Below are 13,630 nucleotides of genomic sequence, written 5' to 3'. Positions count from 1 at the left end.
AATATATAGCATTATGATGTTATCAGCATTCTGGCCGTTTTACCAATTTCTTTGGACTGTTTATTTCTTCACGATGATGATTTGTGGATTTTGGTGTATTCTGATGTTCTTCGGATTCATCGTACCATTGTGGTTAACAGAAGGTGTTGCAGAATACTTCGGAAAAATCAACAAAAACTTCGACCCGGAGAAAGTAAGATACAAAAAATTGTATGAGCAGGAAGGTGTAGAGGTTATCTACCAAAGACCAGCAGGAGAAAAACCAGTGAGTCATGGTCATCACCATTAATTTGGCAATTTTCTTTTCGTGAGAGATTGCACTCAAAGCGAAACAATATATAAGAAATCCATTCTTTCGAGAGTGGATTTTTCTTTGAAGATCAGAATAATTTTTCATGAATTCCAAGTCTTGAATCTTGTCTCTTTCTTCTTGTTTCTTAAATCATTATCTTTGCAAACTAAAAATTACCTATGTCTAAGTCATTAATTCCGAAACTGGAAGCGATAAAACAACGATATAATGAGGTTGCGGACCTTATCATCCAGCCGGATGTAATTTCTGACCAAAAAAAATACTCTACACTCAACAAAGAATACAGCGATTTGGGAAAAATCGTGAAAGTTTTTGATGAATATAAAAATGCATTGGACACAATCGCTGAGTCTGACGAAATCATTGCAGACGGTTCCGATAAAGAATTTGTGGAAATGGCGAAGGAGGAAAAATATCAAGCTATGGACAAACTCCCTGCTTTTGAGGAAGAATTGAAATACCTTCTGATTCCTAAAGACCCTGCTGATGATAAAAACATCATTCTGGAAATGCGTTCCGGAACGGGTGGTGATGAAGCGGCGATTTTTGTGGAGGATATGTACAGAATGTACACGATGTATTTCAAAACAAGAGGTTGGAAACACGAAGTTACAGATTCTAGTGAGGCTTCCAAAGGTTATAAAGAACTCATAATGAAAGTGCAAGGCGAAAGCGTTTACGGAATTATGAAATTCGAATCTGGTGTTCACCGTGTACAGCGTGTTCCTGAAACCGAATCTCAAGGTCGTGTTCATACTTCTGCAATCACGATTGCGGTTTTGCCGGAAGCTGAAGAAGTGGATGTTGAAATCAATCCTGCAGATATCGAAATGCAGACTTCGCGTTCAGGAGGTGCTGGTGGACAAAACGTTAATAAGGTTGAAACGAAAGTTCAGTTAACACACAAACCATCAGGATTAGTTGTAGTTTGTCAACAAGCGCGTTCTCAGTTGGCTAACAGAGAATTAGCAATGGAAATGTTGAGAGCGAAATTGTACGATATCAAACTCCAGGAAGTGGTAGGTGATATTGCGGCACAAAGAAAAACAATGGTTTCTACAGGTGACCGTTCTGCAAAAATCAAAACTTATAATTATCCCCAAGGAAGAGTAACAGACCACAGAATCAATAAATCAATGTATAATCTGGATGCTTATATGAACGGTGATATCCAGGAAATGATGGATGCTGTGATAATGGCAGAAAATGCTGAAAAGCTAAAAGGAGAAGAAGAAGGAATTGCATAAATTTCAATCATTATAAAAAATTAAAGACTGCAGCTATGCAGTCTTTTTTATTTTGTTTTATCGATTCCTCTTAGTCCAGTAAACTTGACGCCGTACTTCCAATTACAATAAGCAAAGAATTGATATAATCTGTATTCGAAATCGAAACCGTAGTTTTCTTTTGGGTCGTAATCGATTGCAACTTCGTAAAAATTTGGATTGACATTAGAATAGAATCTATTGTTCCATTCGGTTACGAGAATCTGATTTCTGGATTTCAAACTGCTTTCTGTGAACATCGATTTTGGTTGGGCTCTGGTTGCAACAAAATTTTCGTACTCCGCATCGAAAACGGTGACTTCCCATTCGTCTGCAGAGTCGGCCTTTTTCTGTGTTGACAAACTTGGTTTGGAATCCAACGACATGTTTCTGGTGCCTGATGCACAAGACCAAATGAGTCCGGAAATTATAATAAGTTTAATTAATTTTTTCATTTCGAATTTTTTATTCAATAAATAAAAAACCGTTCCAAAGATTTGAAACGGTTGATTAAATATGTTAAGGCTCTTTTTGTAGGACGACAAATGCCGGGAAGTGATCGGAATAACCTCCGGTAAACGTATCGCCACTCCAGGACCTGAAAGGATAGCCTTTGTAATTTCCTTCTTTGGTGATCAAATAATCTGGTGCAAAGATCTCTGCTTTGAAAACCGTATAATCCTTCTTCAATTCATTATTAGGCGAATGAAGATTAGATGAAACTATGATTTGATCAAATAAGTTTGGTGCATCCTGATAAGCTAAGGATGCTACACCTTTCTTATACAAAGGATACATTAAATTAAGATAAGGTGAAGTCTCGGACAGGTCTTTTGGGTTTCCTACAGCTTTGAAGCCATTTTTTAAACTCGAGCTTACCGGATCATCGTTGAAATCTCCCATTGCAAATAGTTTTGTAGAAGGGTCCAAAGCTCTCACACTGTCCATTTGTTGTCTTAAAACCATTGCGGCCGCATTACGTTTAGGAAGAGAAGCCGCTTCTCCACCTCTTCTTGATGGCCAGTGATTCAAGAAAAATGCAACTTTTTCATTGTCAAGAAATCCAGTCAAAACCAGAATGTCTCTGGTATATTCTCTTTTTCCGCCATCACCGAAGATTTTCACTTCTTTTTTCCAAGATTTAGAAGGTGTGAATCTTCTTTTTTGATAAATGAAAGCAATATCAATTCCTCTATAGTCATAAGAGTTGTAATGAACAACCCCGTAATCATACTTAGCAATTGATGGTTCTTTTACAAGATCTTCCACTACTTGACGGTTTTCTACTTCCAAAAGACCAACAACAACAGGGGCTGTCCCAGTGTAAGCTTTTCCCATTTCTGAGATTACTTTTGCTTCATTTGCTAATTTTTGTTTATATACGCTGTAAGTGTAATTTTTACCACTTTTTGGAGTGAACTCTTCTGATCCGCCTTGAATTCTCACCACTTTTTTACCGATGAGCGACTCGTCATTCCAAGGTCCTTTATAATCTTTTTCGGTTACTTCCAGATATTTTATAGAATCCAAAGGCACGCTTCTGTGAAAAGCAGGGTTACTTCTGTCTTTGGTTCCGTCGATATAATCAGCAGAGCGAACGGTGTCCCAAAGGTTTTCCACATTCAAGAATCCTACGGTTGCAGCACGCACTTGTCTTTTTTGCTGTGCAAATAATAAGGAAATACTAAATATAGCTATTACGCTAAATAAATTTTTCATAATAAAAAATGTAAGGCTACAAAAGTAATTTTTTTTAGATAGTTGCAAAATAAATTTTCAAACTTTTTCATTAAAGTAAATTTATGTTTCTAAAAATTGATATTCTGTTAAAATAAAAATAAAATGTTAAAAAGTTTTAATTATCAAAAAATTATTTACATTTGCCTTCCCGTGTATAACGGACTGTATATTAGAAAAAAAGAGCAAACAAAACCTAATTGATTTATGATTAAAAAATTATCATTAATCTCCTTGTTTACAGTGCTTCCAGCGTCGTTTTATTTTGCACAGACTACTGTCTTTGCATACCTAAAAGATGCAGATGGGAAACCAGTGGAAAAAGCAAGAGTAGATCTAAAAGGAGAAGGTAATGATGTTACGGCGGACAAAATTGGTTATTTCCAATTTGTAGATCTGAAATCCGGGCATTATCAAATTGTGGTGACAAAACCAAATTTCGAGACGAAAACTTTGGAATTTGATGTTACTACAGAAAAAAGAAAAGATTTGGGGGTTATTACCCTTTATTCTACATTAACAGGTGCTGATCAAGGTCTTGCAATCCTTGATAATGCAGATGATGAAGGTAGTGGTCAGACTTCAACAGTTGGACTTTTGCAATCATCTCAGGATGTTTTCAACAGAATAGCAAGCTTTGACTTAGGCGCTTATTGGTTCAGACCAAGGGGAGTAGATGGGCGAACTTCCGAAAATATGTTGAATGGTGTTTCTATGGTAAAGTCTGATAATGGAAATGTCGACTTTTCTAACTGGGGAGGTCTTAATGAAATTGTAAGATACCCGGAGATTGCTGCAAATCATGCACCTTCAGAATATGCTTTTGGTGGAGCGACTGGTGTAATTTATAAAAATACCAGAGCCAGCGAATACAGAAAAGGATTCCAGGCTGTTTATTCTATCACCAATAGAAATTATAGACAAAGAGTTTCTCTGAGATATTCCTCTGGGATGTCAAAAAGTGGCTGGGCCTTCACATTGATGGGAGCCAAGAGATGGGCAGAAGAAGGTATCCAGGAAGGAACTTTCTATGATGCTTATGGTACTTATTTGGGTGTAGAGAAGAAATTTAGTGATAATCATACAATAACCTTTAATGCTTTTGCATCACCGTACAGAAGGTCTACAGCTAGTCCAAGCACTCAGGAAGTCTATGACTACAGAGGTGTACATTATAACTCTTATTGGGGATGGCAAGATGGAGAAAAAAGAAGTGAAAGAGTAAGAAAAGGTTTCCAACCTGTCTTCCAACTGCAGGATTTTTGGAAAATTAACAAAAAATCAAATTTGTGGACTTCTCTTTCGTATCAGTTCGGCAAGGACAAAGGATCTAGACTAGATTGGCAAAGTGTACCAAATCCTTCTCCCACATATTACAGAAATTTACCAAGTTATTTCGGCTCATTGAATGAAGATGCTTTTGTATGGGATCCGAATTCTGGCACTTACTTGAGTGCGGGTGACGCATATCAGACTTCTCGTGCTGCTTGGCAAAACGGAGATCCGAACGTAACACAAATCAATTGGAATAGATTATATGCAGCTAACATAGGACAAAATCCTGTTACACAATATGGAGTGACTGGTAAAAGAGCATTATATTATCTTGTAAATGATGTAAGTGATGATAAGATTTGGAATGCTGCAACACATTACACATACAACTTTACAGATAAGGCTAAGTTTATGTTAAATGTTTCTTACCAAAACTACAAATCTGAACTTTATAGAGAAGTGAATGATTTACTAGGAGCAGATTTTGTATTCAATAAAGATCCATTTGCTGCAACTAATAATCCGGGTACTTCTGCGCTATATAATGAAGGAGAAAGTGATGTGGCTAAAAAAGTCGGAGATAGATTGCTATATAACTATATTTTCAGAAGACAAGAAGTAAAGGTTAATCCTGGATTCAAGTTCTCGGAAGGTAAATTTGATGTTTTTGTATCTGCACTTGCAGGTTACTCAACGTCTAGCAGAGAAGGTTTGTTCAAGCACTATCTTTATGCAGATTCTTTTGGAAAAAGTAAAGATTATGATTTTTGGAATTTTGGTTTGAAAGGACAAATTATTTATAAAATCAATGGAAGAAATTTCCTAGTTTATAATGGTTCATTCTTCTCTCAAGCACCTTATCTCGAAGATCTTTTCATCAATCCAAGACTCAATGCTTCTGTAGCTCCTAATATCAAGAATACCGTAATTAATGCGAATGACTTAAGTTATGTCATCAATTCGCCTCTATTTAAAATCAGAGCATCTGTATTTTTAATTGATACTCAAAACGAGACAAGTGTGCAAAGGTTTTTTGCGGATGGAATTCAAATCGATAATTCTGCAAGTGGAGGAACAACCGACAGCAATACTGGAGGACAGTATATTCAAAGTGCCTTTGTGACCCAGGTGATGTCTAATGTAGAGAAAAGAAACATGGGTGCAGAACTTGGGGTTGATTTCAAAGTATTGCCTACATTGTCTCTACAAGGTGTTGCAAGTTATGGTCAATATACATACCGTAACGACCCTAATGTTTATTTTGCATCAGATGCGATTGGCGTTTTTGGAAACGGACAGTCATTTGTACAATTCGGAAAAGCTAATATCAAGGATTACAAACAAGGAGGAACTCCTCAGACAGCTTTCTCTGCTGGTTTCAGATACAGTTCTCCAAAATACTGGTGGTTTGGTGCAAACTGGAATTACTTGGATAACAATTATCTAGATCCTTCTGCATTGTTGAGATCACAAAGTTTTGTTCAGAATAGTAATTCGGGAACACCTTATGAAACGGCTACTCCTGAAGAATTAAGAAGATTATTAGCACCAAATAGATTACCTGCTGCTTATTTCATCAATGCCAATGTTGGTAAGTCTTGGTTGATAGGTAAATATTATTTGTTGATTTCTGCATCTGTTAACAATATTTTCGACAATACGAAATATATTACAGGAGGTTTTGAGCAAACAAGGAACGTTAAATTTGATGGTTTCCAAGAAGACTTTAACAGAAGCCAACAATTATTTGCTCCTAAATATTGGTATACACAAGGGCGTTCCTATTTCGTAAATTTACAAGTAAGATTTTAAAAAATAAAATAATGAAAACATATACAACAATCAAAACATTGGTCTTTTCTGCAATAGTTGCGATGACCTCTACTTCGTGTGTTAAAGATGATGACTGGAATACTCCGGAAATCCTTTGTAATAACAGATTCGATGCGCCAACAACTACAATGGCGGATTTTGTTAAATTAGCACCAGCTCCTGCTAATTCAACTACTTATTCAGCAACAACTTATAAAGTGCCAGCTGATGGATCTCCCGTGATTTTTGATGCTTATGTCATTTCCTCAGACGAAAGCGGGAATTTTTATAAAACAATCTCTTTCCAAGATAAAGCGGAAAATCCAACTGTAGGTTTGCAAATAGAAGTTGATAAAGCTTCAAATTATGCGGATTTTCCTGTTGGAGCACATGTTCGTATCAAAGCTAATGGATTAGTTCTAGGATTGGATAGAGGTACGATAAAAATTGGATCAGTGGATCCAACTTATGCAATTGGAAGAATTCCTAGTATTCTATTAACAAGATATTTAGCAGGTGTTTGTGATGGAAATAGGATGGATGTTGCAACTATTGTTCCTACAAAACTTCCTAATCTTGACGCTGCGAAAAATGAGAAATACATTAATACATTAGTTCAGGTTTCTGATGTACAATTTTCTGAAGATCTTATTACACCAGTTCATAAAGCTTTCATAGAATATGTTGCAGGTGTTGGACAAGATACTGATAGAGCTATTTATGGAAAGAATGGAAATAATACAATTATTAGAAATTCGGGTTACTCTACATTTGGGGCTAATTTATTACCAGAAAAAAGTGGAGATTTAACATTTGTGGTTAGTAGATATAATGGAAACTTCCAGATGTTAATTAGAGGGCTTTCGGATATCAATTTTAATAATAATAGATTTTTACCAGGAGCACCTGATAATCCTTCAGCTTCTGCAGTAAATCTTTTCGCTGGATCAGATTTTGAGAATTGGACTACTTTCTTATCAAGTGTAAATAACTTTGGGCTTAAAACCTATGCAACTCAAGGAGTGGGTCTAGGTTATAATGGAACAAATTCATTACAAATTAAAGGAACACCAACAGCTAATGATTATGTATTTACATCTGTAGCAACTTCAGGTTTACCTACTAAACCGAAGAGAATAACTATGTACATTAAGGGAACGGCAACAGGTAAATCTCTTTCATTTAATGTATACAAGACGTCTGGAACACCAGCGTATTATACGTATAACCTTGGAACTTTTGCAACTGGGGCAATTTTATCCCCTTCGGATGCTAATGCATATACAGGGTCTATTAATACAAATGGACAATGGAGATTGATAGAAATAAATGTTTCCACCTTAACAGATATGAATTTGGTCGCTGGTAAAGATATTTTTGCAATTAAAACAGGTACATCAGGAGTTTACGATTTACAAATAGATAATATTACCATAGAATAATATACATTACTCGTTAAAATATCGAAAAGACCGCAATTTGCGGTCTTTTTGTTTAGAATATTCCAGAATTCTGTGTTTTCATCTTCCGCCACAATTTTCTTCCAAAAAATAAAACCAGAACTATCAATGCCATCGCAAAAATAAAAGCAATTACAGGAATAAAAATAGCAAGTAAAGACATCAAACCAGCGCCTGCAGTTTCTGTAGTTGCAACAACATTATTACCAATTCCGGCAGTAGTTGCTGTAGAAGCTGCTCGTGTACCAGCAAAACCAGAGGCGATTGTTGCAGCAGTTCCGCCACCAGCAATCAATGCCAAAGCCCATTGAGGAAATGCTCCCAATTCCATAAACTGGCTCGCAAATAGAATAGAACCAGCAATAGTTGCTAATGGAATAGTGATCGTGTCCAGAAAATTATCTACAACAGGAATATAATAAGCTATGATTTCTATAATGGTAGCAACTCCGGTAGTAATCAGTGTTGGTAATCCGGACAGCCACTCAAAGTTATCCGACATCGGGATCCAGCCAAGATATGATGCAAGACTGACAGCAAACATGGGTAAGAATACTCTAAAGCCAGATGCTGCTGCCAATCCAATTCCGATAAAAGCACTCAGAATGTAAGGTAAAATGTTTTCCATTTGTAATTTCTTTGAGATTAAAATTACAAATTAAAATAAGATGTTATCCGGATCTTTTTTTGCAAAGGTCCAAAAACTGTTTTTCAACCACGGAAAAATGTTCTGGAAGCTCTTTGGATGCCCAAAAGAGCATGGCTATAGATCGGTCTCCGAAAGCATCAGTGTAAACAGATTTGTTAAGTCTGTAGGACTCTCTTAATAAGCGTTTTATACGGTTTCTGTCAACGGCTTTTTTGAAAAATTTCTTAGAAACAGAAACGCCTATCCTATGGGTATCGATACTAAGTTTTTCCGAAGATCTCAGATGGATAATTCTGATATTATCCACAGAAAGCCATTTGCCTTTACCAAAAAGCAGGTCTATCTCGTATTTTTTTTTCAGTTTTTCGTGGGAAGGGTAGCCGTTTATTTTCATAAGAAAATATTATTTTCTTCCCGTTAAATGATTAATAACTTCCGCTGCAGCATATAGACCAAAAATTGCGGGGATGAAACTGATCGTGCCATAAAAAGACCTCTTGAAGTTCGTACCATCGGTCATTTTCAAGCTGTTCTCGTCCTGTACCTCTGTTGAGAAAACACATCGGAAGCCTTTGTTGATCTTTTCTTTTTTCAGGCGTTTTCTGACCTGTCTTGCAAGAAGGCAATCTCTTGTCTTGTGAAGGTCCCGCACCATGACTTTACTTGGGTCGGTCTTTCCGCCGGCTCCCATTGATGAAACCAGTTTTACTCTGTTTCTGCGACAAGTTATCATCAATGCCAATTTTGGTGTCAAAGAATCGATGCAGTCCAAAACATAATCGAATTTTTCTGATTTGATGAGTTCCTCCATTCTTTCCGGCTCCAAAAACTCATTGATCTTGGTAAGTTCAAGCTTTGGATTGATGTCCATTAATCTGTCACCGACCAATTCCACTTTATGTTGGCCAATTGTTGAGTGCAACGCAGGTAACTGTCTGTTGATATTGGTAATATCCACAACATCACCATCAGCAATTATCATTTTTCCGATACCTGCCCTTGCCAAAAATTCTGCAGCAAAAGAACCGACACCGCCTAGTCCTACAACTAAAACTTTCGCTTTCTGTAGTTTTTCGATTCCTTCATCTTTTATCAGTAATTCGGTGCGTTCCAACCAAAATTTATCCATAATTAATCACATTTTCGAGATTTTCCCAAGTTTGAGCTTTCACATCTTTCAAAGAAATAGATCTGATCTCTGAAACTTTTTCGTACAATTCAATGATATCAAAATCAGCATTATCAGTTTCAAGAAATAGTCTTTGCATCGGAATATCTTCTATCAATTTTTGCAAAGATAAGTTATCTAAGGCTGCTTTTCCAAAACTGAGATAGAAGCCTGCCTTCAGGAGCTCTTTGGCAATATTTTCTTTTTTATTGAAACCATGGATGATCAAAGGGACTTTTGCTTTTTTGAAATGTAGAATCTGTGAAAATCTACGAATGCAATGGATGATGATTGGCTTTTTGATTTCTTCTGCCCAGGAAATATGAGCCTGGAAGATTTCGTTTTGAAGTTTCTCATCGGTGTCAATTGACCCATCCAAACCACATTCGCCTATTGCAAGACAGTTTTCTGAAAGTGAGATTTCCTTGATCTTTTCAAAATCGGATTTCCAATTTTTTGTGATATCTTTTGGATGAAGCCCAATTGAAAATCTCCTGTTCGGGATATTTTCATTTAAATTTAAATTATAAATCCCAACTTGATTTGGTTTGTGGTGGTGAAAATCCAGAAAATCCATAATCAAAGATAATAAATAAAGCTTTCTAACATTGAATTATGCATCTTAACTTATCTCTTTATTTTATTTGAATCAATCAAACACACCATTGGATTTTAACATACTTTTTCGGAAAAATGAGAAAAAGAAAGTCGAAATATTGTTCCTCAAAATGTTTAATAATATCTGTTGTTAATTATTAAAATTATGTTAATTTTACATAATATCTTTCAAGGCAAATGCGAAAAAAATTTACTGATAAACAGATCAAAATTCTAGATGTGGCAGAAGAACTGATTGCCAAAAAAGGCTTTGAAGGAACTTCTGTAAGGGATATTTGTTCCAAGGCCAACATCAATGTAGCGATGATATCTTATTATTTTGGATCTAAGGAGAAAATGATGTCTTACCTCTATCAATATCGTGTTCAGCGAACGAAAGAGAGTTTTTCTGAGTTTGCCCAGACGATCAAGGAAGGAAAACCAGAAATGCAAATGAAGGAAATAGTGAATTATGTGATCTCTTTGCTGTTCAAGTATAGCTATTTTCACGGTTTTGTAACACAGGAGATGCGAACGTTAGACAATGTGAAAGATGACCTTCTGGAGTTTTACCAGACATGTGTGGGAAGAATTGATGAAATTGTAAAAAGAGGCATCGTTTCCGGAGTTTTTCATAATGCCCCAAAATCCGAAGATATTCTGACAATGATCATCGGCTCGACTTTGTTTGTGATTAGAAATAAAAACTTCTACGAGATCTATGTTCCTGCAAATACAGATGTGCAATACATGAAAGAAGCTGAGCAGAAACTTAAGAACAGCACGCTCCTGAGTGTTTTTGCATTATTGGATTACGATGCGGATTAATTCTTATTGGCAAATCCCAATGCTTCATTGATGTAGAATTCTACAATTTTCGGTCTGCTTTTGGAATCTTTTTCCTCATTTTCCTTGTTTCCTAATCTTACGATGATCATATCATATTCCGGAACCATGATCACAAATTGCCCGTGAAGTCCCCACATATAATAATGAGGAATCCGTGAATCATAATTTGTCCATAAACCAAGACCATAGACACCGTTTGAGCCTTCTGTAGGAGTTGTCATCCGAGAAACAAAATCTTCATTGATCAAAGGAATATTGCCGAATCTCCCTCTGTTCAATATCAAAGACCCGATTTTGGCAAAATCCCTCGCATTGGATTGGATGCAACAAAATGATTTTTCTATACCAAGACCATCTGTTGTCCACGTGGCATTTTGTTCCATTCCCAGAGGTTTCCAGAGTTTTGCAGAAGCATAGAAAGATAAAGGAGTCCCCATTGCTCTACCAATTGCAAATCCTAGAAGCTGCATGGCACCACTTTGATATTCGAATTTTTCGCCAGGCTTGGTTTTGATTTGACTATCGAAAACGACATTAGCCAAAGAAAAGCCATAATAAGTTTCCGCATTTTTTGAAAAGGGGCTTAGATGATCATCTTTCCAATCTAGTCCGGCTTCCATAGAGGCGAGATTTTCTAAAGTAAGTTCTTTACCAAACTTTTTCTCAGAAAATTCCGGGTAGATCTCAGAAAAAGGTTGATTGATCCCCTTTATCCTCTGGTCGTCAATCGATTTTCCAAGGAGCAAAGTTGTAATGGTATTTGCCATGGAAAAAGAATTGCTTGCGGTCGTTTTGTTGTAACTGTCCCAATAATGTTCCTGCAGTATTTTCCCGTGCTGAATTACCAGAAATGAAACCGATTCATTTTCTTTAAGGTGTTTTTCCAGTTCAGGGGAAAGCTTTTGTTTATTGTAGTTGATGTCCGTCGGCCAGGGTTTTGAATCGCCTTTGGAAATGGTCTTTGAAGGGAAATCTTTCCCATCATCTATTGTCGGTCCGCTTTCTCCTCTCATATATGTAAGCCTGATTCCTCGAAAAAGATAATTATATCCCGTGATGTACGTGAGAACAATAACAGAAGCGATCAGCAGCAGGATAGCATTAATGATTTTTTTCATAGAAAGCTTTTGCTACAAAAATATAGAATATGTGATCATCATCACCCGAAAAGATTATTTTTGTTAAAAACTTTGATAATGAGGCAAACTTTACTATTCCTTATTTTGAGTTTCCTGTCATTTTGCAAAGCTCAGAATAATTATAAACCAATTGATACGGCCGATTATCTTCACCGGAAAAATTTCCTGACTACCTACATCAAAGATTCAGAAATTTATAATAAGAAACAAAAAGACAAGTATGACGGAAAAACTGGTAGAGAGATCTCTGTTTCTTTATCCAGATTTCAGAAGGGTTTCCAGGATGAAGTGAAGAATAAGAATTTTGTATTCAATACTGCTTTCAATCAATATATAAATCAGCTGGTTGAGCAGATTCTTAAAAATAACTCTCTTGATTTTCCGAACCTGAAAGTTCTCGTAGAAAAAGATAACAGCCCGAATGCCTATTGCATGGGAGATGGAACTTTGGTCGTGAATATGGGGCTTTTCAACTGGGTGGATAATCAGGATCAGTTGGCTTCAGTAATTTGTCATGAGTTGGGACATCTTTTCCTGGACCATTCCATCAAGATTCAGTTAGAGAATATTCAGTTGGAAAAAAATGGAAAGGCAGAAGCCAAAACTTTGACACTTGTTCAAAATAACAAAGGGAAAAGAGCACAGGAGTTTTATAAAAGACAATTGTACAAATTCAGCGCACAGAAGAGAAAACAGGAAAATGAGGCCGATTCTCTTGGCTATATCTATTATCAGAGATCCAATTTTTCCAAGCCGGATTTCAGGAAAGCTTTGTTGAATTTGAAAAAATACGATACAATTTCTCCAAAAATGGTGAAAGCGGAAACCTATAAGCAGTTTTTTGACCTTCAGAACCATCCTTTCAAAGAGCAATGGATGAAAAAAGAAGATTTTTCTGGATACGACTATTCTCATTACAAAGAGAAGATAAATAAAGACTCTGTAGCGTCCCATCCCGAGATAGAAGCCAGGATCCAATATCTCGATAAGCGTTTTCCTTTGCAGGACTTGGTTTCGAAAGAAGAACCGAAATCTGATTTCCTTGAACTTCAGAAAATATCGAAAATGGAGATCCTTCCTAATTTTTATCAATCGGAGGATTATGGTGTTGGGATTTATTCCGCATTGCAATTTCTTCAAAAAGAAGATCTGGATACAGATTACTACAAATACTGGTTGGGGAAAAATTTCGAGAAGATATTTGAAGCTCGGAAAAATTATAAGCTCAACCGCTATCTGGACAGGGTTGATCCAAAGAATCAGGACGAGAGTTACCAGCAATTCCTCAACTTTATGTGGAATCTGAATCTGGATGACATCAAATACATCGCCGAATTTTACAATAAAAAAAGTCTCTGAAAACTCA

13 protein-coding genes are annotated in these 13,630 nt (G+C 36.4%); 6 read left to right on the top strand and 7 right to left on the bottom strand.

Going from position 1 to position 13,630, the window contains the following annotated elements; all coding sequences use genetic code 11:
- The first annotated feature begins 13 nt into the window (after positions 1-13).
- Positions 14-289 carry a hypothetical protein gene (locus RTX21_RS16445; protein WP_312769379.1) on the top strand — a complete coding sequence of 92 codons (276 nt, stop codon included), beginning with the start codon at positions 14-16 and terminating at the stop codon, positions 287-289.
- A gap of 182 nt (positions 290-471) precedes the next feature.
- Positions 472-1,560, top strand: coding sequence for a peptide chain release factor 1 (prfA, locus tag RTX21_RS16440; RefSeq protein ID WP_312769376.1), 1,089 nt, complete (start codon positions 472-474; stop codon positions 1,558-1,560).
- Between the two features lie 47 nt (positions 1,561-1,607).
- Here prfA and RTX21_RS16435 read toward each other — a convergent pair whose 3' ends face one another.
- Positions 1,608-2,033 (bottom strand): DUF6146 family protein, encoded by a 426-nt coding sequence (locus RTX21_RS16435; RefSeq protein WP_312769374.1) that lies wholly within the window; start codon positions 2,031-2,033, stop codon positions 1,608-1,610.
- Between the two features lie 64 nt (positions 2,034-2,097).
- Positions 2,098-3,297 (bottom strand): endonuclease, encoded by a 1,200-nt coding sequence (locus tag RTX21_RS16430; RefSeq protein WP_312769372.1) that lies wholly within the window; start codon positions 3,295-3,297, stop codon positions 2,098-2,100.
- Positions 3,298-3,522: 225 nt separating this feature from the next.
- Between RTX21_RS16430 and RTX21_RS16425 the strand changes: the two genes are divergently transcribed.
- On the top strand, positions 3,523-6,402 hold the full coding sequence (locus RTX21_RS16425) for a TonB-dependent receptor (protein ID WP_312769370.1): 2,880 nt from the start codon (positions 3,523-3,525) through the stop codon (positions 6,400-6,402).
- 62 nt (positions 6,403-6,464) lie between these two features.
- The gene (locus tag RTX21_RS16420) at positions 6,465-7,844 is read left to right on the top strand and encodes a DUF5689 domain-containing protein (protein ID WP_312769368.1); all 1,380 of its coding nucleotides are present in this window, start codon (positions 6,465-6,467) and stop codon (positions 7,842-7,844) included.
- A 52-nt stretch (positions 7,845-7,896) separates the two neighbouring features.
- Here RTX21_RS16420 and RTX21_RS16415 read toward each other — a convergent pair whose 3' ends face one another.
- From RTX21_RS16415 to RTX21_RS16400, 4 genes are read right to left on the bottom strand one after another with little or no spacing between them, the layout of a single operon-like run.
- Positions 7,897-8,490, bottom strand: coding sequence for a DUF4126 domain-containing protein (locus RTX21_RS16415; RefSeq protein WP_312769365.1), 594 nt, complete (start codon positions 8,488-8,490; stop codon positions 7,897-7,899).
- 43 nt (positions 8,491-8,533) lie between these two features.
- Positions 8,534-8,905, bottom strand: a complete 372-nt coding sequence (gene rnpA / locus RTX21_RS16410; RefSeq protein WP_312769363.1) for a ribonuclease P protein component — start codon at positions 8,903-8,905, stop codon at positions 8,534-8,536.
- Positions 8,906-8,914: 9 nt separating this feature from the next.
- On the bottom strand, positions 8,915-9,640 hold the full coding sequence (locus RTX21_RS16405) for a tRNA threonylcarbamoyladenosine dehydratase (RefSeq protein ID WP_312769361.1): 726 nt from the start codon (positions 9,638-9,640) through the stop codon (positions 8,915-8,917).
- On the bottom strand, positions 9,633-10,256 hold the full coding sequence (locus tag RTX21_RS16400; RefSeq protein WP_312769358.1) for a TatD family hydrolase: 624 nt from the start codon (positions 10,254-10,256) through the stop codon (positions 9,633-9,635). The genes RTX21_RS16405 and RTX21_RS16400 overlap by 8 nt, the downstream gene beginning before the upstream one ends.
- Positions 10,257-10,474: 218 nt before the next feature.
- Between RTX21_RS16400 and RTX21_RS16395 the strand changes: the two genes are divergently transcribed.
- Positions 10,475-11,104 carry a TetR family transcriptional regulator gene (locus RTX21_RS16395; protein WP_312769355.1) on the top strand — a complete coding sequence of 210 codons (630 nt, stop codon included), beginning with the start codon at positions 10,475-10,477 and terminating at the stop codon, positions 11,102-11,104.
- On the opposite strand, the gene RTX21_RS16390 is transcribed toward RTX21_RS16395, so the two are convergent.
- Complete coding sequence (locus tag RTX21_RS16390; protein ID WP_312769351.1) at positions 11,101-12,243, bottom strand: serine hydrolase; 1,143 nt, start codon at positions 12,241-12,243, stop codon at positions 11,101-11,103. The two genes, RTX21_RS16395 and RTX21_RS16390, sit on opposite strands and share 4 nt — an antisense overlap.
- Before the next feature lie 78 nt (positions 12,244-12,321).
- Here RTX21_RS16390 and RTX21_RS16385 point away from each other — a divergent pair, with 78 nt between their 5' ends.
- Positions 12,322-13,623, top strand: a complete 1,302-nt coding sequence (locus RTX21_RS16385) for a M48 family metallopeptidase (protein WP_312769349.1) — start codon at positions 12,322-12,324, stop codon at positions 13,621-13,623.
- Positions 13,624-13,630: the final 7 nt, after the last annotated feature.

The organism is Epilithonimonas sp. (genome assembly GCF_032054305.1).
GTDB lineage: Bacteria > Bacteroidota > Bacteroidia > Flavobacteriales > Weeksellaceae > Epilithonimonas.
Note: the sequence above shows the minus strand (reverse complement) of the source record. Positions and strands in the feature narration are given on the sequence as shown.

Coding starts and splice junctions, on each gene's coding strand:
- RTX21_RS16405 (WP_312769361.1), bottom strand. CDS start 9,640: ATGGATAAATTTTGGTTGGAACGCACCGAATTACTGATAAAAGATGAA.
- RTX21_RS16415 (WP_312769365.1), bottom strand. CDS start 8,490: ATGGAAAACATTTTACCTTACATTCTGAGTGCTTTTATCGGAATTGGA.
- RTX21_RS16430 (WP_312769372.1), bottom strand. CDS start 3,297: ATGAAAAATTTATTTAGCGTAATAGCTATATTTAGTATTTCCTTATTA.
- rnpA (WP_312769363.1), bottom strand. CDS start 8,905: ATGAAAATAAACGGCTACCCTTCCCACGAAAAACTGAAAAAAAAATAC.
- prfA (WP_312769376.1), top strand. CDS start 472: ATGTCTAAGTCATTAATTCCGAAACTGGAAGCGATAAAACAACGATAT.
- RTX21_RS16385 (WP_312769349.1), top strand. CDS start 12,322: ATGAGGCAAACTTTACTATTCCTTATTTTGAGTTTCCTGTCATTTTGC.
- RTX21_RS16420 (WP_312769368.1), top strand. CDS start 6,465: ATGACCTCTACTTCGTGTGTTAAAGATGATGACTGGAATACTCCGGAA.
- RTX21_RS16445 (WP_312769379.1), top strand. CDS start 14: ATGATGTTATCAGCATTCTGGCCGTTTTACCAATTTCTTTGGACTGTT.
- RTX21_RS16390 (WP_312769351.1), bottom strand. CDS start 12,243: ATGAAAAAAATCATTAATGCTATCCTGCTGCTGATCGCTTCTGTTATT.
- RTX21_RS16395 (WP_312769355.1), top strand. CDS start 10,475: ATGCGAAAAAAATTTACTGATAAACAGATCAAAATTCTAGATGTGGCA.
- RTX21_RS16400 (WP_312769358.1), bottom strand. CDS start 10,256: ATGGATTTTCTGGATTTTCACCACCACAAACCAAATCAAGTTGGGATT.
- RTX21_RS16435 (WP_312769374.1), bottom strand. CDS start 2,033: ATGAAAAAATTAATTAAACTTATTATAATTTCCGGACTCATTTGGTCT.
- RTX21_RS16425 (WP_312769370.1), top strand. CDS start 3,523: ATGATTAAAAAATTATCATTAATCTCCTTGTTTACAGTGCTTCCAGCG.